This is a genomic window from Haematobacter sp., assembly GCF_032102465.1.
Taxonomy (GTDB): Bacteria; Pseudomonadota; Alphaproteobacteria; order Rhodobacterales; family Rhodobacteraceae; genus Haematobacter.
On record NZ_DAMDHB010000004.1, the window covers coordinates 100,858 to 123,071 of the forward strand.

The window sequence follows — 22,214 nt, forward strand, 5'->3', positions numbered from 1 at the left end:
TCCCGGACTTGCCAAGTCCGGCGGCGCGGCCCAGAAGAGGGGTATGGCCACCGTCACCGTTCCCCCGATTTCCCCGGAAACCGACAGCCAGCCGTTGACCGGCATGCTGTGGATGTTCGTCTCGGGCTTGTCCTTCGTCGGCGTCAACGTCTTCGTCAAGATTTTCGGGCAGGGTCTGCCGGCGGCGGAATCGGCCTTCCTGCGGTTCGGCTTCGGGCTTCTGTTCCTGCTTCCGCTCGCCCCTGCATTCCTGCGCCAGAGACCGACCCGCCGGATCATGGGGCAGATCTGGGCGCGGGGCGGGCTGCATGCCGTCGGGGTGATCTGCTGGTTCTACGCCATGACCTCCATCCCCCTGCAGGAAGTGACGGCGATCAACTATCTCACCCCGATCTACGTGACGCTGGGGGCGGCGGTATTCTTTGGCGAGCGGCTGGCGATGCGGCGGATCGTTGCGATCCTCGTCGCCATCGTCGGCGTCATGGTGATCCTGCGTCCGGGCGTGCGCGAGGTCGAGCCGGGCCATCTGGCCATGCTGACCACCACCGCCTGCTTCGGCGCCTCCTTCCTGTTTGCCAAGCGTCTGTCCGAGGAAATGAACCCCGCTCTCGTCGTGGCATGGATGTCGGTGACGGTGACGGTTCTGCTTGCACCGCTGGCGCTCATGAACTGGGTGCAGCCCAGCCTTGCCGAACTCGGCGGCATGGCGATCGTCGCCGGCTGCGCGACTTTCGGGCATTATGCGATGACGCGGGCCTTCCGCCTTGCGCCGGTTTCCGTCACCCAGCCGGTGACGTTTCTGCAACTCATCTGGGCCACGCTGATCGGCGCCGCCGCCTTTGGGGAGGCGGCGGATATCTGGGTCGTGGTGGGCGCGGCGATGATCATCTCCGCCGTCGCCTATGTCACGCTGCGCGAAGCGCGGCTGAAACGAGGTCAGACCCCGGCGGGCATTACCGAAAGCGCCTGATCGTTCGGCGTGAGCAGCCTGCGTGAGATGCTGGCGGGGCTGATCTGGCCCAGCGTCTCCGCCCCGTCCACGACACGCATCGCATGGCCGGCTGCCTCGAGCGCGGCCATCGCCTTGCGGATCGGCAGGCCAGCCGGGAGGGCGCCGATCGCGCTCTCCGTCAGCGGTTCCAGCGCGTCACAGGCGGTGAGCACGGCAAGCGGGTTCATGTTCTGAACGAAATCCGACACGTAGTCCGACGCGGGGTTGGAGTAGATCTCCCGCGGGGTTCCCGTCTGCACGATCCGTCCGCCTTCCAGAATGGCGATGCGGTTGCCGATCTTGAAGGCCTCGTCCAGATCGTGGGAGACGAAGAGGATCGTGCGTTTCAGCCGCTCCTGAAGGGCCAGAAGCTCATCCTGCAACTTGGTGCGGATCAGCGGGTCCAGGGCCGAGAACGGCTCGTCCATCAGCAGGATCGGGGCCCCCGTCACCAGCGCGCGGGCAAGGCCCACCCGCTGCTGCATGCCCCCGGACAGGTCCGTTACCCGCCGGTCGGCCGAGCCTTCCAGGCCGACGATCTCCAGCTGCTCCTGCACCTTGGCCCGTCGTTCCGTGGCGCTAAGCCCGGCGAGTTCCAGCCCCAGGCCCACGTTGTCCCGCACGGTCCGCCAGGGCAGCAGTCCGAACTGCTGGAACACCATGGAGACGCGATGCAGCCGCAGATTGCGGAGCGTTCGGGCATCCGCGCCGTTCACCGCAACCATCCGGTTGCCGTCGTTCACCCGAACCTCGCCGCGTGTGACCGGGTTCAGACCGTTCACCGCGCGGAGCAGGGTTGATTTGCCGGAGCCGGAAAGGCCCATCAGAACGACGATCTCGCCGGTATTGACCGTCAGGGAGGCGTTGTGCACGCCAAGGATCTGGCCGGTTTTCGCGCGCACTTCGGCACGGTCCATCCCCGCGTCCATCAGCGGCAGAGCGCCGCGCGCATTGTCCCCGAAGACGATGGAGACATTGTCGAACTCGACGGCGCTGTTCGTTGGTGCGGCGCTCATTTGCGGCGCTCCACGCGGAGCATCCGGTCAAGAAGGATGGCCACGATGACGATGACGAATCCCGCCTCGAAGCCCAGAGACGTATTGACCGTGTTCAGCGCCCGCACCACTGGCACCCCAAGCCCGTTGGCACCGACAAGCGCCGCGATCACCACCATGGAAAGCGAAAGCATGATCGTCTGGTTCAGGCCCGCCATGATCTGCGGGGTGGCATAGGGAAGCTCCACCTTCCACAGCTTCTGACGCGACGTGGCCCCGAAGGCCGTCGCCGCCTCGGTGAGCGAGGAGGGCGTCGAGGATATGCCGAGGTAGGTCAAGCGGATCGGCGCGGGAAGCACGAAGATCACCGTCGCGATCAGGCCGGGCACCATGCCGATGCCGAAGAACACGATGGCCGGGATGAGATAGACGAAGGTCGGCAGCGTCTGCATCAGGTCCAGCACCGGGGCGACCCAGGCGTAAAGCCTTGGCCGGTGCGCAAGGAAGACGCCCACGGGCACTCCGATCGCCATGCAGACGACACAGGCGGAGAGCACCAGTGTCAGGCTTTCCATCGTCGCCTGCCAGTAGCCCTGGTTCATCACGAAGAGAAAGCCCACCAGCACGATCAGCGGCGCTTTCCAGTTGCGTTGGATGGCAAAGGCAATGGCGACGAAGATCGCCACGATGACCAGCGGGGGTGGCGTCAGCAGGAGCCACAATATTCCGTCGATCAACCCCTGCATTCCGGTGGACAGCGCGTTGAAGAACGCCGCCGCGTGCAGGTTCAGCCAGTCGAACACAAGCTTTGCCGTGCGTCCGACCGGTATCTTGGTCGAGGTTATCCAGTCCATCAGCTTGTCCGTCCTTCGGCTGGCTCAGGAGAGGAGGGGGAACTGCTCACTTGAAAGCCGTCGCGACCGCCGCCTGTGCGTCACCGCCGTCCTTGGTCGTAACGCCTTCCAGCCAGGGCGACATGACTTCGGGATGCGCCTTGAGCCAGGTTTCCGCGGCCTTTGCGGGTTCCGCTCCGTCGTCAAGGATGGCGCCCATGATCTCGTTCCCCATCTCAAGCGAGAAGGAAAGGTTCTCAAGGAACTTTCCGGTATTCGGGCATTCCGCCACATAACCCTTCCGCGCCAGCGTGCCGACCGTGGCGCCGCCGAAATCGGGCCCGAACACCTCATCGCCGCCCGACAGATAGGTCAGGTCGAAGTTGGAGTTCATCGGATGGGGTTCCCAGCCGAGGAAGACCACCGGATGCGATTGGCCGTCGGCGCGCCTTACCTGCGCCAGCATGCCCTGTTCGGAGCTTTCGACAAGGTCGAAATCCTTCAGTCCGAACTGACCTTTTTCGATCATGTCGAGGATCAGCCGGTTGCCGTCATTACCCGGCTCGATCCCGTAGATCTTGCTGTCCAGCACGTCCGAATGCGTCGCGATATCCTTGAAATCCCTGATCCCCGCCGCCGCGCCCGCGGCATTGGTGGCGAGCGTGTATTTCGCCCCGGTCAGGTTCGTTCGGATTTCATCGATCGTGCCTGCCTGCCGATAGGGTGTGATGTCCGCCTCCATCGAGGGCATCCAGAGACCCAGAAACGCGTCGATCTGCCCGTTCGCGAGCGAGGCAAACGTCACCGGCAGGGCAAGCAGCTTGATCTCCGTGTCATAGCCGAGCGCCTGCAGGACCGTGGTCGCAACCGCGGTCGTGGCGGTGATGTCGGTCCAGCCGACATCGGCGAATGTGACCTTGTCGCAGTTGGCGGCGGCGGGCAGCGCGGCTGCGACGAGGGCTGACGTGAGGAGCGTTGTGCGAACGATGGACATTGGATTCCTTCGTGATTTGTTGTTGATTGACTATTCAATCATGATGCGCGTAGTTGTACGCCGGTGAGCAGAGGTGTCAACATGCCGAAACGTGGAATGGAGCCTATTCGAAGGGCCGCGCTGGTAAAAGCGACCATAGCGGAGATCGGAGGCGTAGGGGGGCTCGACGCGACCGTGGCGCAGATCGCGCGGCGGGCGGGCGTCTCCTCGGCGCTGGCGCTCCATTACTTCGGCAGCAAGGAGCGGATCTTTCTCGCCGCCATGCGGTTCGTGCTGACCAGCTATGGTGCAGAGGTCCGCGCGGCGCTGGCCGGGGCTGATGCGCCGCGCGCCCGGCTGGACGCCATCGTCTCGGCCGGTTTTTCGCCGACGAGCTTTCAGCGTGAGACGGTGAATGCCTGGCTGAACTTCTACGTGCTCGCACAGAACAGCGCGGAAGCGCGGCGCCTGCTGAACATCTACCGTCGTAGGCTGCATTCCAACTTGCTGCGTGAGCTGCGGCCGCTGGTGGGTGAGCGGGCGGAGGAAGCGGCCTATGCCATCGGCGCGATGATCGACGGGGTCTATCTGCGCGAGGCGCTGGGCGAAGGGACGCCTGACGGGGCGGAGGCGACGCGGGCCGTCATGGGGCATCTGGAGAAGGAGATCGCAGGATGAGGGCACAGCCCCAAGCAAGCCATTTCATCGACGGCGCCTTTGTCGAGGATACCTCGGGTGCGCCGGTCGATGTGATCTATCCGGCAACCGGCGAAGTCATCGCCCGCCTGCATGAGGCAACGCCCGCGATTCTCGACCGCGCGCTGAATTCCGCGCGGCGGGCGCAGCGCGACTGGGCCGGGCTCCGCCCGGTGGAGCGGGGGCGCATCCTCCACCGCGCCGCGCAGATCATGCGGGAGCGGAACCGCGCGCTTTCCGAACTGGAGACGCTGGATACGGGCAAGCCCATTCAGGAAACCCTCGTCGCCGATGCGACGAGCGGGGCGGATGCGCTGGAGTATTTCGCGGGCCTCGCACCGACCGTGACGGGCGAGACGATCCCGCTCGGGCAGGATTTCGTCTATACCCGGCGGGAGCCGGTCGGGGTCTGCGTCGGCATCGGCGCATGGAACTATCCCACGCAGATCGCCTGCTGGAAGGCCGCGCCCGCGCTGGCCCTTGGCAATGCGATGGTCTTCAAGCCCTCCGAGACGACACCGCTTGGCGCGCTGAAACTGGCGGAGATCCTCATCGAGGCGGGCCTGCCGCCTGGCCTTTTCAACGTCGTGCAGGGGCGGGGCGCAGTGGGGGCTGCGCTGGTGACGGATCCGCGGGTGGACAAGGTTTCCCTGACCGGCTCCGTCGCGACGGGAGCCAAGGTCTATGCCGCGGCGGCGGAGGGTATCCGCTCCGTCACGATGGAGCTGGGCGGGAAATCCCCGCTCGTGGTGTTCGAGGATGCCGACCTGGACAGCGCGGTCGGCGCGGCGATGCTGGGGAATTTCTATTCCTCCGGCCAGATCTGCTCCAACGGCACGCGGGTCTTCGTGCAGAAATCCGTGCGCGAGGCGTTTCTCGACCGGCTTGTGCGGCGGAGCAGGGCGATCCTGCTCGGCGATCCGCTGGATGAGGCGACGCAGATGGGGCCGCTCGTCTCGCAGGCCCAGTTCGACAAGGTGATGGGCTATATCGCCCGCGCGGAGGCGGAAGGCGCGCAGCTCGTGACCGGCGGGCGGCAATGGGGCAATGCGGGGCTTTTTGTGGAGCCGACCGTCTTCGCCGGTGTCACCGACGGGATGACGCTGGCGCGGGAGGAAGTCTTCGGCCCCGTCATGGCCGTCCTGGACTTCGAGACGGAGGAGGAGGCGCTCACTCGCGCCAATGCCACGCCCTATGGTCTTGCGGCGGGGGTGTTCACCGCCGACATGACGCGGGCGCACAGGATGGCGGCGGGGTTCGAGGCAGGCACCTGCTGGATCAACGCCTACAACCTGACCCCGGTGGAGGCACCGTTCGGCGGCATGAAGCTCTCCGGCGTGGGGCGGGAGAACGGCCGCGCGGCAGTGGAGCACTATACCCAGATCAAATCCGTCTATGTCGGGCTCGGACCCGTCGAAGCCCCGTATTGAAGGAGAGCGCATTATGACCGGCGGCATTCCGGGCGGTGTGGGTGGCCGTTTCCTGAAGAACGGCGACGGCGGCGAGACGGCGGATTTCGTCATCGTGGGCGCGGGTTCTGCCGGCTCCGCCATGGCTTACCGGCTGTCTGAGGCGGGGGCGAGCGTCATCGTGATCGAGTTCGGCGGAACCGACGCCGGGCCGTTCATCCAGATGCCCGGCGCGCTGTCCTACCCGATGAACATGTCGCGCTATGACTGGGGGTTCCAGTCGGAGCCGGAGCCGCATCTGGCCGGTCGCAAGCTTGCCGTGCCGCGGGGCAAGGTGATCGGAGGCTCGTCCTCCATCAACGGCATGGTCTTTGTGCGCGGTCATGCGAAGGACTTCGATCACTGGCGCGATTCCGGCGCGGACGGTTGGGCCTATGCCGATGTGCTGCCCTATTTCCGCCGCATGGAGACATGGCACGGCGGAGAGCCGGACGCGTTCCGGGGCGCCTCCGGCCCGCTGCATGTCACGCGCGGGTCTCGGGAAAACCCGCTGTTCGATGCCTTTGTCGAAGCGGGTGCCGAGGCGGGATATCCCGTGACGGCCGACTACAACGGCCGCCAGCAGGAGGGGTTCGGCGCGATGGAGGCGACGATCTGGCGCGGGCGGCGCTGGTCGGCGGCGAATGCCTATCTGAAACCCGCCCTGCGCCGTCCCAATGTCCGGCTCGTGCGGGGCTTTGCCCGGCGCGTGGTGTTCGAGGGGCGCCGTGCGGTGGGGGTGGAGCTTCAGCGCCATGGCCGCACGGAAGTGATCCGGGCGCGGCGGGAAGTGGTGCTGGCCGCCTCCTCCATCAATACGCCGAAGCTGCTGATGCTCTCCGGCATCGGGCCTGCTCCGGCGCTCTCGGCCCTCGGCCTGCCGGTGGTCGCGGACCGGCGGGGGGTGGGGCAGAACCTTCAGGATCACCTCGAGATCTACATGCAATATGCGGCCGCCCGGCCCATCACGCTGTTCCGGTACTGGAACCTGCTGGGCAAGGCCTATGTCGGGGCGCGCTGGCTTTTCACCCGCTCCGGGCCGGGGGCGTCGAATCAGTTCGAGGCCTGTGGCTTCATCCGTTCAGCCGCCGGGGTGGATTATCCCGACATCCAGTACCACTTCCTGCCACTCGCCGTGCGCTACGATGGCAAGGCGGTTGCGGAGGGGCACGGGTTTCAGGTCCATGTGGGGCCGATGCGGTCCGGCAGCCGGGGGGAGGTCACCCTGCGCTCCGCCGACCCCGCGGAACCGCCCCGCATCCGCTTCAACTACATGTCGAAAGACGAGGACTGGCGCGACTTCCGCAGGGCCATCCGGCTCACCCGCGAGATCTTCGGCCAGCCCGCCATGACCCACCATGTGAAGGCGGAGCTGCAGCCCGGCCCGGCCGTGGACAGTGACGCGGAGCTGGACGCCTTTCTGCGCGAGCATGTGGAAAGCGCCTATCACCCGTGCGGCACGGCGCGGATGGGGCGGGCGGAGGATCCGATGGCGGTGGTGGACCCGGAATGCCGGGTGATCGGTGTGGAAGGGCTGCGCGTTGCCGACAGTTCCATCTTCCCGCGCATCACGAACGGCAATCTCAACGCCCCGTCGATCATGGTCGGGGAAAAGGCCGCGGATCACCTGCTGGGCCGGGTGCCCTTGCCGCCCTCCAACGCGGAACCGTGGGTAAATCCCGCGTGGCAGACATCCCAGCGGTGAGCCTCAGGTGTGCAGTCGGCGGCCTCCGGCGGAGGCGAGCTCCAGAAGGCTCATGTCGAGGCGTCGGTTGAACCGGCGCAACTCGCTCAGCACCATGGTCGGGGCGGGCAGCGGGTCAGTCACGGCGACGACGGAGCCCCGATAGTTGCACCGATCCAGCAGGCGAACGAGATCGACGATATCGAACTGGCGGGCGACGATGGGGGACAGGATGCAATCCGGCGCGATGCGGCGGACGAATTCCGGGCTGATCGTCGTGAACCGGCAGTAGATCATGGAAACGCCGCCGGGGAACTGCTGGATGAGCGGTGCGAGCGAGGGGCCGGGCTCAACCAGCAAAAGCCGATCGGATTCGGGTCCGATCGCGTCTTTTGGCTGCTTGAGCCAATCAGGCGCCGCGGACAGGCAGCTCATTCGAAAGTTACCATGTCATCTGCCCTGCCAAAAGACTGCACATCCAAAGGTTTAAACCCTTGTGTGGGTCACACGCAAAAGTATTCTCGATAATGTGAGCGATACAAGCAATTTCTGAGCGGAGATGTTCGGGAGCGACTTGCGATGTCGATTCGCGCGCGTCACACAGGCGTGAGCGTCGTTTAAAGCAGCGAAAGGATTAAAACAATGAGCAGCGCGACGGCGGACGAGGCCCTGAAATCGCTGGTCGCGGGCGTGCCGATTCCCCTCCTGCTGATCGATGAGGCGGACCGGATCCTGGCCACCAACGACGCGGCGGTCCGCCTGTTCGGGCTGGCGGTCGAGGCGCGTCATTACCTCACCGTGATCCGGCAGCCTGCCGTGACAAGTTGTATCGAGGCCACGCGCCGGACCGGGCGGGAGACACAGGGCCGAATGCTCATCGCCGGCCCGTCGCTCGACCGCTCGTTCCGGGTGGTGACCACGCCCGTATTGGACAGGCGGGTGCTCGTCTCGCTGGAGGAGATCACGGATGTGGAGCAGGCGAGCCGCATCCGGCGCGACTTCGTCGCCAATGTCAGCCATGAGATGCGCACGCCGCTGACGGCGCTTCTCGGCTTCATCGAAACACTTCGCGGGGCGGCGCGGGATGACGCGGCGGCGCGGGAGCGGTTCCTGTCCATCATGGCGCGGGAAGCGGAGCGGATGAACCGGCTCGTCGCGGATCTGCTGTCGCTCACGCGCGTGGAATCGGAGGAGCGCGTCCGGCCGACCGCACCGGTCGATCTCGCCGCGCTCGCGCGTTCCGCGGCGGCCAGCCTCCGGCCGGTGGCGGAAGCGGCGGGCGCGGAGATCGAGCTGACCGGCGCCGCCGAGCCGCTTACCGCGCCGGGAGACGCTGACCAGCTGACGCAGGTGCTTACCAACCTCATCGAGAACGCGCTGAAATATGGCGGCCCGGGGCGCGTCACGGTGGCGCTTTCGGGCCAGTCGCGCGACCCGGTGCTGAAAAGACCGGTTGCGCGGATAGACGTGATCGACCGGGGAGAGGGGATAGATGACCTCCACCTGCCGCGCCTGACAGAGCGGTTCTACCGTGTGGACAGTCACCGCTCCCGCGAGAAGGGCGGGACCGGGCTTGGCCTCGCGATCGTGAAGCATATCGTCAACCGTCACCGGGGCCGCCTGAAGATCGAAAGCCGGAAGGGGGAGGGGAGCCGCTTCACCGTCCTGCTGCCCAGATCAGACAGCATGGAACCGGAGGGCTGAGAGGGCGTTATCTCAAATTGGGGAGAGTTCGCATGTCCATCATCCGAAGCAGCCTGCTTGCCGCCACCCTGATCTTCAGTCCTGCGATCCTTGCGGCGCAGGCCGCCGTGGAGACACCGAAGGTCGGCACGGCCGGAGAGTGCGAGGGCGGTGTGGCACAACCGGCAACGGGTGTGGCGCAGGGTCCGTCCAGCGGCACCGCACCGGGGAATGCCGGTTCTACGGGTTGGAGCGGCGGTACGGGCGGCTCCAATACCGGAACGGTGCCTGCGGGCGCTTTGCCGGAATCGAAAACCTGGCAGCCGAAGACCGCCTCCGGGTTAGACCTCATGGGCGTCAAGAAGGTTGCGCCTGACTGCTGATCGAACGGATTGGTGTGGAAACCAGTGCCCTCGGGGGAGCGGTTTAAAACCTGCTGGTTCCGCGCCTTTCATGAAGAATACCCTGTCCGGTAAACCTCGCGGAACCGGGTTCAGAGGGAGTAGGTCTCCCCCGTTATTTCGTGGGGCGGGGGACCCGCCTGCGCCAGAACGCTCCCCCTGCTTTTGGCGATGTCATGAAACTGTTACCCTTGTGTCACATAGTGGTCGCATCCTGGTCTTAGGAGACCTGCGGAAGGTCGCTTCACGGCGGTCGCCATATTGATCGGGCTAACAGGAGTTTTCCATGTCCATCGTCCGTAACACTGCCTCCGTCGTCGCGATAATCGCGGCCGGGGCTTGTGCCGCCTCCGCACGTGATGTCGTTCAGGTGGCCGGATCCTCCACCGTTCTCCCCTATGCGTCGATCGTGGCCGAGGCTTTTGGCGAGAACTTCGACTTCAAGACCCCGGTCGTGCAATCCGGCGGTTCTTCCGCAGGCCTGAAGCAGTTCTGCGAGGGCGTGGCTGACAATACCATCGACATCGCCAACTCCTCCCGTCCGATCCGTCCGGCCGAGGTCGAGACCTGCAAGGCCAACGGCGTGACCGAGATCATGGAAGTGCGCATCGGTTACGACGGGATCGTTTTCGCCTCCGACCGTTCCGCGCAGGACTTCGCCTTCACCCCCGCCGACTGGTACAAGGCACTGGCCGCGCAGACCTTCGTGGACGGCAAGCTGGTTGCCAATACGGTTTCCAGCTGGGATCAGGTCAACCCGGCCTTCGCCAAGCAGGAGATCGTGGCCTATGTCCCGGGCACCAAGCACGGCACGCGGGAGGTCTTCATCGAGAAGGTCATCCAGGAGGGCTGCGAGGCCACCGGCGCGCTGAAGGCGATGACGGATGCCCTTGGCAAGGATGAGGCGCTGAAGGCCTGCACCACCCTGCGCACCGATGGCCGCTCCGTTGACATCGACGGCGACTATACCGAGACGCTGGCCCGCATCCAGTCCAACAAGGCCGGGATCGGCGTGTTCGGCCTGTCCTTCTACGAGCAGAACACCAATACGCTGAAGGTCGCTACGATGGACGGGATCGTTCCTTCGGTGGAATCGATCTCCACCGGCGAATACCCGGTTTCCCGCCCGCTGTTCTTCTACGTGAAGAAGCAGCACATCGGCCAGATCCCCGGCTTGCTGGAATTTGCGGAGTTCTTCGTCTCGGAAGACATCGCGGGTCCGGGCGGTCCGCTCGCGCAATACGGGCTTGTGCCCGATCCGAAACTGGCCGACACGCAGGCCGCCGTCGCGTCCCAGGCGGCGATGAACTGACACCCGGACAGGGCGGCGCAAGCCGCCCTCCTTCCTTTCAGAGGCTCGAACGCGCGCCATGTCCCTCCCCTGGATTATCCTCATCGTGCTGGCCCTCGCGGCGGCAGGCTTTCTGCTCGGACGCGGTCGGGCGCTGAGCACGTCCGACTCCCGGCTTCTGCATTCGCTGCCCTCCTTCCACGGCTGGTTCGTCGCATTGTCCACCGCCGCTCCGGCGCTGCTGTGGCTGCTCGCAGGGCTGCTGGCGCTTCCCCTGCTGGCGGCAGGCGACGGGGCGCGGGGGCAGGGTTTCACCGTCGTCGTGGTCATCACCGTCCTGCTTTCTCTTGCCGGTCTTGCCCTGTCGCTGAAGCGCGTCTCGCCTGACTTCCGCGCGCGGAACGTGGTGGAGCGGTTCTCCCTCCTCATGCTGATCCTCGCCTCCACGATCGCCATCCTGACGACGCTGGGCATCGTCCTGTCGATGTTGTTCGAGACGATGAACTTCTTCAGCCAGTACCCCTGGCAGGACTTCTTCTTCTCCCTGACCTGGGCGCCCGCCTTCCACGGGCAGAGCCAGCTTGGCATCCTGCCGCTGCTGTGGGGCACGCTTTACATTTCCTTCATCGCGCTGGCCGTGTCGGTTCCGATCGGGCTGTTCGCGGCGATTTACATGTCGGAATACGCCTCCAAGCCCTTCCGGTCGGTGGCCAAGCCGCTGATCGAGATTCTCGCGGGCATCCCGACCATTGTTTATGGCCTTTTCGCCCTGATCACCGTCGGGCCGCTGCTGCGCGACTGGATCGCCCAGCCGACCGGGCTTGGCACGTCCGGCTCCTCGGTGATGACGGCCGGGCTGGTGATGGGGGTCATGCTGATCCCCTTTGTCTCCTCGCTCTCCGACGACATCATGAACGCGGTGCCGCAGAGCCTGCGCGACGGCTCCTTCGGGCTTGGCGCGACGAAGTCGGAAACCATCCGTCAGGTCGTGCTGCCCGCGGCGCTGCCGGGGATCGTGGGGGCGGTGCTGCTCGCCACCTCCCGCGCCATCGGTGAGACGATGATCGTGGTTCTGGGGGCGGGGGCGGCTGCGCAGATGTCGCTCAACCCGTTCGAGGCGATGACCACCGTCACGGTCAAGATCGTCAGCCAGCTGACCGGCGACACCGATTTCGCCTCGCCCGAAACGCTGGTGGCCTTCGCGCTGGGTCTGACGCTCTTCGTGATGACGCTGGGGCTCAATGTGCTCGCGCTCCACATCGTGCGCAAATACCGGGAGCAATACGAATGACCGACGCAACCGCCGGATCGACGCCCGCGCCGCGCCGCGAGAGCACCCAGCGTTCCCTTCTGAAGCAGGATGCGCGGACGCGCCGCCGGAACGCTGCGGAGGCGCGGTTCCGCTCCTATGGCCTCATCGCCTGTCTGCTGGGCGTGCTGGCGCTTGTCGGGCTGCTGACATCCGTGCTCGGCAATGGCCTTTCCTCCTTCCGCCAGACCTATGTCGAACTGACGGTTCATCTTGACGCCGACAAGCTCGACCCTTCGGGGGCGCGCGACCCTGCCGCCATCGCAAAGGTCACGACCTTCGGTTATGCGCCGCTGATCGAGCGGGCGATGCGGGAGGCGCTGGCCGCTCGCGGCATCGCCATCGACGGGCTGTCGGAAAAGGAAGCCGCCGGCATCATTTCCCGAGACGCCGCCGCGCAGCTCCGCAACCATGTGCTCGCCAACCCGGAGGTCATCGGCACCGACGTGTCCTTCGACGTTCTCGCGAACGGGCGCATCGACGGCTATATGAAGGGCCGCGTGACGCGCGAGACGGCGGAGACGGACAGCATGGTCACACCGGGGCAGCTGCAGCTCGCCGCCGCGTTGCGCGATGCAGGGCTGCTGGAGTTGAAGTTCAACCCCTCCTTCATCACCGGCTCCGACGCCTCCGACCAGCGCCCCGAAAGCGCCGGACTGGGGATCGCGATCTTGGGCTCGCTCTACATGATGCTGATCGTGCTGGTGCTCGCCCTTCCCATCGGTGTCGCCGCCTCCATCTATCTTGAGGAGTTCGCGCCGAAGAACCGCTGGACCGATCTGATCGAGGTCAACATCTCCAACCTCGCCGCAGTGCCCTCCATCGTGTTCGGTATCCTTGGCCTTGCGATCTTCATCAACTTCGTCGGCCTGCCGCAATCCGCGCCCATCGTGGGCGGTTTGGTGCTGACCTTGATGACGCTGCCGACGATCATCATATCCACCCGGGCGGCGCTGAAGGCCGTGCCGCCCTCCATCCGCGATGCGGCGCTCGGGGTGGGCGCGTCCCGGATGCAGGCGGTGTTCCACCATGTCCTGCCGCTCGCCATGCCGGGGATCCTCACGGGGACGATCATCGGTTTGGCACAGGCGCTCGGTGAGACCGCGCCGCTTCTGCTGATCGGGATGGTGGCCTTCGTACGGGACTTCCCGGCAGCCCCGCCGGAAGGGCTTTTCGATCCTGCCTCCGCCCTGCCGGTGCAGGTGTTCAACTGGACCCAACGGGCGGACCCCGCCTTCGTCGAGCGGGCCTCGGGCGCGATCATCGTGCTCCTCGCCTTCCTGCTCGTGATGAATATCGTGGCCGTCGTGCTGCGTCGGCGCTTCGAACGCCGCTGGTAACGGAGTAAGCTCATGAACGACATGCGCATTACGGAGAGATTGGTGGACGACACCAGCAACAAGATCGCCGCCCGGAACGTCCAGGTCTTCTATGGCGATACCCACGCGATCAAGGATGTGAGCGTGGACATCCGCGACCGGATGGTGACCGCCTTCATCGGCCCCTCCGGTTGTGGCAAGTCCACCTTCCTGCGGACGCTGAACCGGATGAACGACACGATCCAGGGATGCCGGGTGGAGGGGGAGATCCTGCTCGACAGCGAGGATATCTACGACAAGCGCGTCGATCCGGTGCAGCTCCGGGCAAAGGTCGGCATGGTGTTCCAGAAGCCGAACCCCTTCCCGAAGTCGATCTATGACAACGTGGCCTATGGGCCCCGCATCCATGGCCTGTCCCGGTCCAAGGCAGAACTGGACGAGATCGTGGAGAAGTCGCTTCGCCGCGCCGCCCTCTGGAACGAGGTGAAGGACCGGCTTGCCGCGCCCGGCACCGGGCTTTCGGGCGGCCAGCAGCAGCGGCTCTGCATCGCGCGGGCGGTGGCGACCTCGCCCGAGGTTCTGCTGATGGACGAACCGTGCTCCGCCCTCGACCCCATCGCGACTGCGCAGGTCGAGGAACTGATCGACGAACTTCGCGCGAATTTCTCCGTCGTGATCGTGACCCACTCCATGCAGCAGGCGGCACGGGTGAGCCAGAAGACCGCCTTCTTCCATCTCGGCCATCTCGTCGAATTCGGCGAGACCGGGGATATCTTCACCAATCCGAAAGACCCCCGGACCGAGAGCTACATCTCGGGCCGCATCGGCTGAGCGGGAGCGACCATGCCTGAGGTACATATCCAGTCCGCCTTCGACCGCGATCTCGAAGCGATCCAGGCGATGATCATGAAGATGGGCGGCATCGTCGAGACGCAGTTGCTCGACAGCGTGCAGGCGCTGGAGGAACGCGACGACGAGCTCGCCGCCCATGTCCGCGCCACAGACAAGCAGGTCGATCAGCTTGAGGAGCAGATCAATCTGGAGGCCGCCCGCGTCATCGCCATGCGGGCCCCCATAGCCACCGATCTGCGCACCGTGCTGACGGTGCTCAAGATCTCCAATAATCTGGAGCGGATCGGCGATTATGCGAAGAACCTCGCCAAGCGATCCGTCGTGCTTGGCCAGATGCCGCAGATCTCGGGCGCTGCCGGATCCATCCGGCGGATGTCCAAGGCGGTGGAGCAGATGCTGAAGGATGCGCTCGACGCCTATATCCACCGCGATGTTGAACTGGCCCGCGACGTGCGCGACCGCGACCAGGACGTGGATCAGATGTACAATGCGCTGTTCCGCGAGTTCCTGACCCATATGATGGAGGATCCGCGCAACATCACCGCCTGCATGCACCTTCACTTCATCGCCAAGAACATCGAACGCTGCGGCGATCACGTCACCTCCATCGCGGAGCAGGTGATCTATCTCGCGACCGGCGAGATGCCCTCCGACAGCCGGCCCAAGGCAGATGCGACATCGGCCCAGCCGATCATGGAGGATCGGGGATGAGCACGAAGCCGAGCGTCCTTCTCGTGGAGGATGAGCCTTCGCAGCGCGAGGTGCTGGCCTACAACCTCGAGGCGGAGGGGTTCCGGGTGATCCCGGCATCCAATGGGGAGGAGGCACTGCTTCTGGTGGATGAGGAAGCGCCTGATCTGGTGCTACTGGACTGGATGCTGCCGAATGTCTCCGGCATCGAGGTCTGCCGTCAGTTGAAGGGCCGTCCCGGAACGCGCAGTCTGCCGATCCTCATGCTCTCCGCCCGCTCGGAGGAGGTGGACCGGGTGCGCGGGCTCGAAACCGGCGCAGACGACTATGTCGTCAAACCGTATTCCATCGTGGAGCTCATGGCGCGCGCCCGCGCGCTCCTCCGCCGCACGCGTCCCGCTTCGGTGGGCGAGGTGCTGGAGTTCGGCGGCATCCGGCTCGACCCGGAGAGCCACCGTGTCTGGCGGGAAGAAAAGCTGCTGAAACTTGGCCCGACGGAGTTCCGTCTGCTCTCGACGCTGATGGAGAAGCCGGGGCGGGTCTGGAGCCGGGAGCAGCTGCTGGACCGGGTCTGGGGGCGGGACATCTATGTCGATACCCGGACGGTGGATGTCCATATCGGCAGGCTCCGCAAGGCGCTTGGCATCCACGGCGGAGAGGACGTCCTGCGCACCGTGCGCGGCGCGGGCTACGCGCTGGGATAAGGACTGCGGAGGTGCCGGGCGGGCGGCAGTCCGCCTCCGGGAGCGCGGCGATCGGGCAAGGCTGGCGCGCTGCGCGGCGGATTGGTGGGCATGTTACTATGCACGACCATGCAGGCCTTGGACCCGCAGGCTGGCGAGCCAGATCGACCGCTGAAAGAACTCGCCTTGAGGGGCCTGACCGGACGCTCCCGAACCAAACCTCCGAACCATCCTGTGTTTCATTGGGCCTGTTGTCGACGGCTGCCCTTGCGGCCCTGCGTGTGGGTATGGGCGCGTAGACGGCGATTGTGCGGGAATGTCGGGAGCCGGCTGAGGCGCGGGTATGCGCGCACGTATCGCGATGTCGAGACGACGGGCACAGCCAGGTCTTCTACCGCGTGGATATGCAAGCGCGCATGGCGGCTGCTCCCCGTGCAGGTTTCCTTCAGGCCGGCGGTCGGTATGCCCGCAGGGCGGATGATACCCCTCCGCGCAGGCGGGTATCGGCGGCAGGCCATGTGCCCACGCCAGTTGCCCGCTCAGGGGGTGGGCGTTATCCGGGTAATCCCCACGGCGGCAGCGCGGGCAAGGGCCGGGTCCAGCGACATCGGGATATACTCTCCCCGCCGCCACAGTTCCCCCATATCGTCATAGTGGCGCGACAGCGGGTGCCCTGACTGCCCGGTCGCCGTGATGAAGACCGAACTGTCAGGGTCGGCGAAATCATAGACCCCGCGATAGCCCGCGCCATGGACGTTGAGATAGGGATTGCTGCCCGTGCCGCTGGTCAACCCGCGCATCAGCGTATCGTCCCCGCCCGAAGTGGACTGCCGGATGTTCACGAGATAGCGCAGCAGCGGCACGTTCCCCAGCACCGGATGGTCATGCGCCGCCTGATGGATGTCGCCCCAGCGCCAGCTTTCCAGATTGCGGCCATAGCGTTCGGAGAGCCGCAGCAGCGCATCGTCCAGTGCCATCCGCGCGATGTCCGTGCAGGTCTCCACCGGGGAGGACTGGATGATGTCGCACCATTTCCCGGCGCCGTCGATGTTGCGGAATACCCGCTCCATGAACAGCGGATCGGCATGAGTGAAGCTGTCCGCCAGCGGGCCGAGCTCATCCCGGATGAGCTTTTCCTGCAGGCTCCGCATCCAGGCGGCATAGATCAGCGGCTCGGGCAGATGCTCGTTCATCTCCCCGTTCCACTCGGCCAGCAGGTTCAGCGCCTTCTGGCGGAGCCGTTCTGTGGTGCCTTCGGCGGCGGGCTCGCCGGTGAACCACAGATCCTTGCCAATGAGCGGCAGAAGCGTGCGCGCGCCTTGGCTCACCGTGTCGAGCTGCGCTTCGATGAAGCTCTCCCGCGTATGGACCTCCCGTGTCTGCATCAGACGCTTCCACCGCTCGATGCGCTGGCTGTCGCCCCAGTCGAAGCTCACGTGCCGGGGGAAGGGGGCGTCGATGATCTTGTTGTTGGTATTGCCGAGGATGCCTCCCTCCGGCTCCACGAACCGGGGGTTCTCCGCATAGGGGAATATCCCCTGCCAGCGGTTCTGCGCGATCCAGCCGGGGCTGGGCATCCGGCCCTGCGTCTGGTGGGCCGCATCGCGCAGGGGCATGGCACCGACGAGCTGCATGGCGATGCCACGGGCATCGGCCAGCATCAGGTTCTGCGAAGGCGCGGTGTAAAACTCCCCTGCCGCCAGCCCCTCCGTAACGGAACGCGCGGTCATCAGCCGGAGGCCCGCGGTCATCGTCCGGTCATGCGGGGTGAGCGCCGTCCAGGTCAGCGACATCACGTGGCCGGGCGGCGTGACCGTCCCCAGATCGTAATGGGAGCCCGGCAGGACAGGGCCGTTCTCAGTCCAGCGCAGGGTGAGCGTGACGGGGGGCGCGTCCTTGATCGACAGGATCGCGCGGCGCGTCTCGAAGCTCTTGTAGCCCGAGGGCGTCAGGTATTCCTCCGGGTTCTCGGGGTTCAGCCGCTCGATATGCAGATCCTGATCGTCGAGGTAGGAGGAGGTCAGCGCCCAGCCCAGATCGGCGTTCCGCCCGACGATCACCAGCGGGATGCCGGGGATCGTCCCGCCGATCACCCCGCCGCCTGCAAGGTCCAGCCGCGCGAGATACCACACCGTCGGGGCCGAAAAGTTGAGGTGCGGATCGTTGGCCAGCAGCGTGCCCCCCGACGCGGAGCGGGAGGGCGCCGCCGCCCAGGCATTGGAGGCCCCGGCGAAAACCTGCGGATGCACGGGATCGAAGGCGCTCTCCGGCCCCGACAGCGCGGCATAGGAAGGCGTCACGTTCGGCACGATGCTGGCATAGTCCGGCAGGGCGGCGATGCCGGGGCCGGGAACGTCCGGCAGGATGTCCTGCACCCGGTTCGCGGGCATCAGCAGCGATGTGCGGGCGCGCAGCACCTCCCGCTCCATCTGGCCGGTCAGCTGCAGCGCCATGAGCTTCAGAATCGCCAGCGAATCCGCCGGTTGCCAATGGGCGATCTCGGGCGGGAACAGGAAGAACTCCGGTGCGCCGCGTCCCAGAGCCTGCGCGTTCACCGTTTCGATCCAGGCGTTCACGCCGCGGGAATAGGCCTCCAGCGCGCGTTTCGTGGGCTCGTCCTGCTCCTCGAACGACGCTTGCGCCAGGCCGTAAAGGTCGAGACGGCGGATGAACTCGTCGGTCCGCACCGTGCGCGCCCCGAAGACTTCAGACAGCCGCCCCTGTGCGGTGCGGCGCAGAATCGTCATCTGCCACAACCGGTCCTGGGCGTGGACGAAGCCCAGCCCGAAGAAGGCGTCCTCATCCGTCTTGGCGAAGATATGCGGCACGCTTGCGGTGTCGCGCACGATTTCCATGGGCTGATGCACGCCCGAAAGCCGGTAGGACGCGCTGTAATCGGGCAGGGAGCGGGACGTGACATAGTAAAGGCCCGCGAGCGTCGCAGCCGTCACCAGGATCAGCGCTGTGAGAATCCGCACAAGCCAGCGGAATGCGATGAGCATGGGGGCCTTCAGTTGACGCGGGCGATGGAGCCCGTAGTTAAGTCAAAGCGGTGAGACGCGCAATCGTGAGGAGGGGACATGAAGGTCGCATTTCTGGGTCTGGGTGTGATGGGGGCGCCGATGGCGCGGCATCTGGCAAAGGCGGGCCATACGGTCACCGTCTATAATCGCACGTATTCCAAGGCGGCCGCCTGGGTCGCAACCAATGGCGGGCAGGCCGCGCGCACGCCCGCCGCGGCGGCGGAAGGTGCCGAATTCGTGATGGTCTGCGTCGGCAATGACGATGACCTGCGGTCTGTCTGTCTCGGGCCGGAGGGCGCCTTCGCCGGGATGGCGGCGGGCAGCGTGCTTGTGGATCACACGACGGTCTCTGCGCGGGTGACGCGGGAGCTTGCGGCGGCGGCGGCGGAGCAGTCCATCGCTTTCGTCGATGCACCGGTCTCAGGCGGGCAGGCGGGGGCCGAAAACGGTATCCTGTCCGTCATGTGCGGCGGTGCACCGGAGGATTTCGCGCGGGCGGAGCCGGTGATCGCCGCCTATTCCCGCATCTGCCGCCTGATCGGGCCGACCGGCTCGGGCCAGCTTGCCAAGATGATGAACCAGATCTGCATCGCGGGTGTGGTGCAGGGCCTTTCCGAAGCGTTGTCCTTCGGGGAGAAGGCGGGCCTTGACGGGCGCGCGGTGGTGGAGGTCATCAGTCAGGGCGCCGCGGGATCATGGCAGATGGTCAACCGGCATGACACGATGCTGGACGACCGTTTCAATTTCGGTTTCGCCGTGGACTGGATGCGCAAGGATCTGGGCATCTGTCTCGCGACCGGCGACGAGATCGGCGCCCCTCTGCCCCTGACCGCTCTGGTCGATCAGTTCTACAAGGATGTGCAGGCGATGGGCGGCGGACGGTGGGACACTTCCTCCCTCCTGCGCAGGCTGAAGGCATTTGACCGCGAGGAACCGGATCAACGCTGATCCCGCTCCCGTATTGCGCGTGCCGCGCTTGATCGGCGGCGCGCGCCAGCCTACCAAGGGGCATGATCACGCAGCGGATGAAATATGCGCTCAAGGCGCTGATGGTGCTCGCCGATGAATGGCAGGGAGGACATAATCCGCTGTCCATCGAGGAGATCGCCCGCCGGGCGGGCACGCCCAAGCGGTTTCTCGAACACATCCTGCTTGATCTGCGCAAGACCGGCACCGTGGTGAGCCTGCGCGGGCGTCGGGGCGGCTACATGCTCGTCAAACCACCCGAAACCGTGGCGTTGAGCGAATTGCTCCGCGCCATCGACGGGCCGATTGCGCCGCTCCCCTGTTTGTCCCGCAAGGCCTATCAGCGCTGCGAGGATTGCACGGATGAGGAAACATGCCGTCTTCGCCGGGTCTTCGGGGAACTGTTCTGGTCCTATCTCATCCTGCTGGAAAGCCTGACGCTTGCCGACCTCATCCGCACGCCCGACCGGTTCGGGCAGCTCGTGGCCGAATGACGGAAATCCCGCATATCCTCATCGCAGGCGGCGGTGCGACGGGTACGATCCTCGCCGCGCAGCTTCTGCGCCGGGGCGCCCGGGTGAGTCTGGTGGAGCGGAATACGGTGGGCGAGGGGGTTGCCTATTCCACCCGCGATCCCGCGCATCTGCTGAACACCCGAAGTGCCGCGATGTCCGCTTTCCCAGACATGCCGGGCGATTTCGTGGACTGGCTGCTGCGCGAACGAGGCGCGGCGGACCCTGCGGCTTTCGAGAGGAGAGCGGATTACGCGCGCTATCTCAAGCATCTGCTCGCGCCTTGGCAGCACGATCCGCGTCTCCGCATTCTGCGGGAGGAGGCTGTGGCGGTGCAGAGCGAGGGCGTGGGCGTCACCCTGCACTGCGCCGGGGGTGAGGTGCTGGCCGGGGATCGGCTGGTGCTGGCCACGGGTCATGCGGTGCCGGAGGCCGAACCCGGGATGCGCCAGCCGTGGCGGGAGGGGGGGACGCCGGAGGGGCTGGTGCTTCTGGTCGGCACGGGGCTGACCATGGTGGATGAGGTGTTGAGCCTGCTGGAAGCGGGCCATCGCGGCGGAATGCTGGCCATTTCGCGACGCGGTCTTTTGCCGAGGCACCATCTTGAGGAGCCGCCGCGCGCGGCGACACTTCCCGATGACGTTCCTGTCGGAGAGGGGCCCGCGACCATCGCGCGTTGGCTCCGCCGCACCGTCGCGCGGGAGGTCGCCGCGGGGGGCGACTGGCGGGGCGTTGTGGATGCGGTGCGGCCGGAGGTGCAGACGTTGTGGCGGGCCATGCCGGAGGCTGGCCGGCGGGTCTTTCTGCGCCATGGGGCGGTCTGGTGGGATGTCCATCGCCACCGGATGCCGCCCGGTTCACGCGCCCGCCTTGACGCCGCGATGGCGGAAGGGTTGCTGCGGCTGCAGCGCGCGCGGCTGCGGAGTCTCGTGGAGGGGACAGCGCGGCTGAGCCTGCCGGGCGGCGGGGTAGAGGAGATCGCGACCGCCGCCGTCATAGACTGCCGGGGGATCAGGCGCGACCCGGAGCGTTCCGCCTCGCCGCTGGTCGCGGGGCTGCTCGGCTCCGGGCTGGCGCGGATCGACCCGCTGCGGCTGGGGCTGGACGTGACGCCACAGGGGGCCGTCATCGCGCGGGACGGGACAGTGTCCCAGACGATCCATGCGGTCGGCCCGCCAAGCCGCGCGGCCCTTTGGGAGATCACGGCGATTCCCGATATCCGGGAGCAGGTCGCCCGGCTCGCCGCTTCGTTCGTGCCTAGTTGCGGGTAGGCTTCTGCTGACCATTCCCTGCCGAATGCCGCGCTGCGGAAAATATTGCGCTGGGCCTTGCCGGAAAGCATAGGTGCCTATACATAGGTGGCTAATCGTTATCCACCTATGTCTTTATGGCCATGCCCCAGAGCCTCACGAAACCCACCCCCGCCGATCAGCGCAACGCCTGGTTCATCGACGAACTCACCAAGGTGAGTCGCAAGATCCGCACGCTGTTCGATGCCCGCGTGCGGGCGCAGGATCTGACCCTGTCCCGCGCGCGCGTCCTTTTGCGGCTGAGCGAGGGGGACGGCCAGACCCAGAGCCAGCTTGCCTGCAAGCTGGAGGTGGAACAGCCCTCCATGGTGGGCATTCTCGACGGTCTGGAAAAGTTGGGCTACATCCGCCGCGAGGCGCAGGAGAGCGACCGGCGCGTCAAGAACGTCTATCTCACCGATACTGCGCGGATGAAGGCGCGCGGGCTGACCGATTTCTCCCGTCGTCTGCGGGAAGATATGCTTGAAGGCATTTCTCCTGCCGATCTGGAAACGGCGACGCGCGTGCTGCGTGTCATCATGCAGAACATCGACTCTGGCAAGCTGGACGGCTGAT

At 65.9% G+C, this 22,214-nt stretch carries 21 protein-coding genes; 16 read left to right on the forward strand and 5 right to left on the reverse strand.

Annotated features, from left to right (window positions below):
* Positions 1–43: 43 nt before the first annotated feature.
* Positions 44–970 (forward strand): DMT family transporter, encoded by a 927-nt coding sequence (locus tag RT513_RS04660; protein WP_290688202.1) that lies wholly within the window; start codon positions 44–46, stop codon positions 968–970.
* Here RT513_RS04660 and choV read toward each other — a convergent pair.
* The 3 genes from choV to choX are packed head-to-tail and all read right to left on the reverse strand — an operon-like array spanning position 937 to position 3,813.
* Positions 937–2,007, reverse strand: coding sequence for a choline ABC transporter ATP-binding protein (choV, locus tag RT513_RS04665; protein ID WP_290688200.1), 1,071 nt, complete (start codon positions 2,005–2,007; stop codon positions 937–939). The genes RT513_RS04660 and choV overlap by 34 nt on opposite strands.
* Positions 2,004–2,840: a choline ABC transporter permease subunit gene (choW, locus tag RT513_RS04670; protein WP_088215181.1), complete on the reverse strand. Its 837-nt coding sequence runs from the start codon at positions 2,838–2,840 to the stop codon at positions 2,004–2,006. Before choW ends, choV begins: the two co-directional genes overlap by 4 nt.
* 46 nt (positions 2,841–2,886) lie before the next feature.
* Positions 2,887–3,813 (reverse strand): choline ABC transporter substrate-binding protein, encoded by a 927-nt coding sequence (gene choX, locus RT513_RS04675; protein WP_290688197.1) that lies wholly within the window; start codon positions 3,811–3,813, stop codon positions 2,887–2,889.
* Positions 3,814–3,894: 81 nt separating this feature from the next.
* Here choX and betI point away from each other — a divergent pair, with 81 nt between their 5' ends.
* Genes betI through betA form a run of 3 tightly spaced genes read left to right on the forward strand, consistent with a single transcriptional unit; the run spans position 3,895 to position 7,641 of the window.
* The gene (gene betI / locus RT513_RS04680; protein ID WP_290688195.1) at positions 3,895–4,470 is read left to right on the forward strand and encodes a choline-responsive transcriptional repressor BetI; all 576 of its coding nucleotides are present in this window, start codon (positions 3,895–3,897) and stop codon (positions 4,468–4,470) included.
* Positions 4,467–5,918, forward strand: coding sequence for a betaine-aldehyde dehydrogenase (betB, locus tag RT513_RS04685; protein ID WP_290688193.1), 1,452 nt, complete (start codon positions 4,467–4,469; stop codon positions 5,916–5,918). The genes betI and betB overlap by 4 nt, the downstream gene beginning before the upstream one ends.
* A gap of 13 nt (positions 5,919–5,931) precedes the next feature.
* The gene (betA, locus tag RT513_RS04690) at positions 5,932–7,641 is read left to right on the forward strand and encodes a choline dehydrogenase (protein WP_290688191.1); all 1,710 of its coding nucleotides are present in this window, start codon (positions 5,932–5,934) and stop codon (positions 7,639–7,641) included.
* 3 nt (positions 7,642–7,644) lie between these two features.
* On the opposite strand, the gene RT513_RS04695 is transcribed toward betA, so the two are convergent.
* Positions 7,645–8,055, reverse strand: a complete 411-nt coding sequence (locus RT513_RS04695; protein ID WP_088215186.1) for a hypothetical protein — start codon at positions 8,053–8,055, stop codon at positions 7,645–7,647.
* A 207-nt stretch (positions 8,056–8,262) separates the two neighbouring features.
* Here RT513_RS04695 and RT513_RS04700 point away from each other — a divergent pair, with 207 nt between their 5' ends.
* The 8 genes from RT513_RS04700 (at position 8,263) to phoB (ending at position 15,869) form a co-directional block, all read left to right on the forward strand.
* Positions 8,263–9,324, forward strand: coding sequence for a sensor histidine kinase (locus tag RT513_RS04700; RefSeq protein WP_313533668.1), 1,062 nt, complete (start codon positions 8,263–8,265; stop codon positions 9,322–9,324).
* 32 nt (positions 9,325–9,356) lie between these two features.
* A complete protein-coding gene (locus RT513_RS04705) occupies positions 9,357–9,686 on the forward strand; it encodes a hypothetical protein (protein ID WP_088215188.1) in 330 nt (109 codons plus the stop codon).
* A gap of 304 nt (positions 9,687–9,990) precedes the next feature.
* Positions 9,991–11,016 carry a substrate-binding domain-containing protein gene (locus RT513_RS04710; RefSeq protein ID WP_290688185.1) on the forward strand — a complete coding sequence of 342 codons (1,026 nt, stop codon included), beginning with the start codon at positions 9,991–9,993 and terminating at the stop codon, positions 11,014–11,016.
* Positions 11,017–11,074: 58 nt separating this feature from the next.
* On the forward strand, positions 11,075–12,286 hold the full coding sequence (gene pstC / locus RT513_RS04715) for a phosphate ABC transporter permease subunit PstC (RefSeq protein WP_290688183.1): 1,212 nt from the start codon (positions 11,075–11,077) through the stop codon (positions 12,284–12,286).
* On the forward strand, positions 12,283–13,644 hold the full coding sequence (gene pstA / locus RT513_RS04720; RefSeq protein WP_088215191.1) for a phosphate ABC transporter permease PstA: 1,362 nt from the start codon (positions 12,283–12,285) through the stop codon (positions 13,642–13,644). The genes pstC and pstA overlap by 4 nt, the downstream gene beginning before the upstream one ends.
* A 12-nt stretch (positions 13,645–13,656) precedes the next feature.
* Positions 13,657–14,454 carry a phosphate ABC transporter ATP-binding protein PstB gene (gene pstB, locus RT513_RS04725; protein WP_088215192.1) on the forward strand — a complete coding sequence of 266 codons (798 nt, stop codon included), beginning with the start codon at positions 13,657–13,659 and terminating at the stop codon, positions 14,452–14,454.
* Positions 14,455–14,466: 12 nt separating this feature from the next.
* On the forward strand, positions 14,467–15,186 hold the full coding sequence (gene phoU, locus RT513_RS04730) for a phosphate signaling complex protein PhoU (protein WP_035744017.1): 720 nt from the start codon (positions 14,467–14,469) through the stop codon (positions 15,184–15,186).
* Entirely contained in the window at positions 15,183–15,869 is a 687-nt protein-coding gene (gene phoB, locus RT513_RS04735; protein ID WP_035713014.1) for a phosphate regulon transcriptional regulator PhoB, read from the forward strand. Before phoU ends, phoB begins: the two co-directional genes overlap by 4 nt.
* Before the next feature lie 518 nt (positions 15,870–16,387).
* On the opposite strand, the gene RT513_RS04740 is transcribed toward phoB, so the two are convergent.
* Positions 16,388–18,850 carry a penicillin acylase family protein gene (locus tag RT513_RS04740; protein ID WP_290688178.1) on the reverse strand — a complete coding sequence of 821 codons (2,463 nt, stop codon included), beginning with the start codon at positions 18,848–18,850 and terminating at the stop codon, positions 16,388–16,390.
* Positions 18,851–18,928: 78 nt separating this feature from the next.
* Here RT513_RS04740 and RT513_RS04745 point away from each other — a divergent pair, with 78 nt between their 5' ends.
* From RT513_RS04745 to RT513_RS04760, 4 genes are all read left to right on the forward strand, one after another.
* Complete coding sequence (locus tag RT513_RS04745; RefSeq protein WP_290688176.1) at positions 18,929–19,819, forward strand: NAD(P)-dependent oxidoreductase; 891 nt, start codon at positions 18,929–18,931, stop codon at positions 19,817–19,819.
* A gap of 62 nt (positions 19,820–19,881) precedes the next feature.
* Positions 19,882–20,331 carry an RrF2 family transcriptional regulator gene (locus RT513_RS04750; protein WP_088215251.1) on the forward strand — a complete coding sequence of 150 codons (450 nt, stop codon included), beginning with the start codon at positions 19,882–19,884 and terminating at the stop codon, positions 20,329–20,331.
* Entirely contained in the window at positions 20,328–21,620 is a 1,293-nt protein-coding gene (locus RT513_RS04755; RefSeq protein ID WP_290688173.1) for an FAD/NAD(P)-binding protein, read from the forward strand. Before RT513_RS04750 ends, RT513_RS04755 begins: the two co-directional genes overlap by 4 nt.
* A 122-nt stretch (positions 21,621–21,742) precedes the next feature.
* The gene (locus tag RT513_RS04760) at positions 21,743–22,213 is read left to right on the forward strand and encodes a MarR family winged helix-turn-helix transcriptional regulator (protein WP_035744025.1); all 471 of its coding nucleotides are present in this window, start codon (positions 21,743–21,745) and stop codon (positions 22,211–22,213) included.
* Position 22,214 lies beyond the last annotated feature (1 nt).

Excerpts from the sequence above, each read along its gene's own strand:
- phoB (WP_035713014.1), top strand. The coding sequence starts at position 15,183 with ATGAGCACGAAGCCGAGCGTCCTTCTCGTGGAGGATGAGCCTTCGCAG.
- betI (WP_290688195.1), top strand. The coding sequence starts at position 3,895 with ATGCCGAAACGTGGAATGGAGCCTATTCGAAGGGCCGCGCTGGTAAAA.
- RT513_RS04760 (WP_035744025.1), top strand. The coding sequence starts at position 21,743 with ATGCCCCAGAGCCTCACGAAACCCACCCCCGCCGATCAGCGCAACGCC.
- RT513_RS04740 (WP_290688178.1), bottom strand. The coding sequence starts at position 18,850 with ATGCTCATCGCATTCCGCTGGCTTGTGCGGATTCTCACAGCGCTGATC.
- RT513_RS04705 (WP_088215188.1), top strand. The coding sequence starts at position 9,357 with ATGTCCATCATCCGAAGCAGCCTGCTTGCCGCCACCCTGATCTTCAGT.
- pstA (WP_088215191.1), top strand. The coding sequence starts at position 12,283 with ATGACCGACGCAACCGCCGGATCGACGCCCGCGCCGCGCCGCGAGAGC.
- phoU (WP_035744017.1), top strand. The coding sequence starts at position 14,467 with ATGCCTGAGGTACATATCCAGTCCGCCTTCGACCGCGATCTCGAAGCG.
- RT513_RS04660 (WP_290688202.1), top strand. The coding sequence starts at position 44 with ATGGCCACCGTCACCGTTCCCCCGATTTCCCCGGAAACCGACAGCCAG.
- RT513_RS04700 (WP_313533668.1), top strand. The coding sequence starts at position 8,263 with ATGAGCAGCGCGACGGCGGACGAGGCCCTGAAATCGCTGGTCGCGGGC.
- RT513_RS04695 (WP_088215186.1), bottom strand. The coding sequence starts at position 8,055 with ATGAGCTGCCTGTCCGCGGCGCCTGATTGGCTCAAGCAGCCAAAAGAC.
- RT513_RS04710 (WP_290688185.1), top strand. The coding sequence starts at position 9,991 with ATGTCCATCGTCCGTAACACTGCCTCCGTCGTCGCGATAATCGCGGCC.
- choV (WP_290688200.1), bottom strand. The coding sequence starts at position 2,007 with ATGAGCGCCGCACCAACGAACAGCGCCGTCGAGTTCGACAATGTCTCC.
- RT513_RS04755 (WP_290688173.1), top strand. The coding sequence starts at position 20,328 with ATGACGGAAATCCCGCATATCCTCATCGCAGGCGGCGGTGCGACGGGT.
- RT513_RS04745 (WP_290688176.1), top strand. The coding sequence starts at position 18,929 with ATGAAGGTCGCATTTCTGGGTCTGGGTGTGATGGGGGCGCCGATGGCG.
- RT513_RS04750 (WP_088215251.1), top strand. The coding sequence starts at position 19,882 with ATGATCACGCAGCGGATGAAATATGCGCTCAAGGCGCTGATGGTGCTC.
- choX (WP_290688197.1), bottom strand. The coding sequence starts at position 3,813 with ATGTCCATCGTTCGCACAACGCTCCTCACGTCAGCCCTCGTCGCAGCC.
- pstB (WP_088215192.1), top strand. The coding sequence starts at position 13,657 with ATGAACGACATGCGCATTACGGAGAGATTGGTGGACGACACCAGCAAC.
- betB (WP_290688193.1), top strand. The coding sequence starts at position 4,467 with ATGAGGGCACAGCCCCAAGCAAGCCATTTCATCGACGGCGCCTTTGTC.
- pstC (WP_290688183.1), top strand. The coding sequence starts at position 11,075 with ATGTCCCTCCCCTGGATTATCCTCATCGTGCTGGCCCTCGCGGCGGCA.
- choW (WP_088215181.1), bottom strand. The coding sequence starts at position 2,840 with ATGGACTGGATAACCTCGACCAAGATACCGGTCGGACGCACGGCAAAG.
- betA (WP_290688191.1), top strand. The coding sequence starts at position 5,932 with ATGACCGGCGGCATTCCGGGCGGTGTGGGTGGCCGTTTCCTGAAGAAC.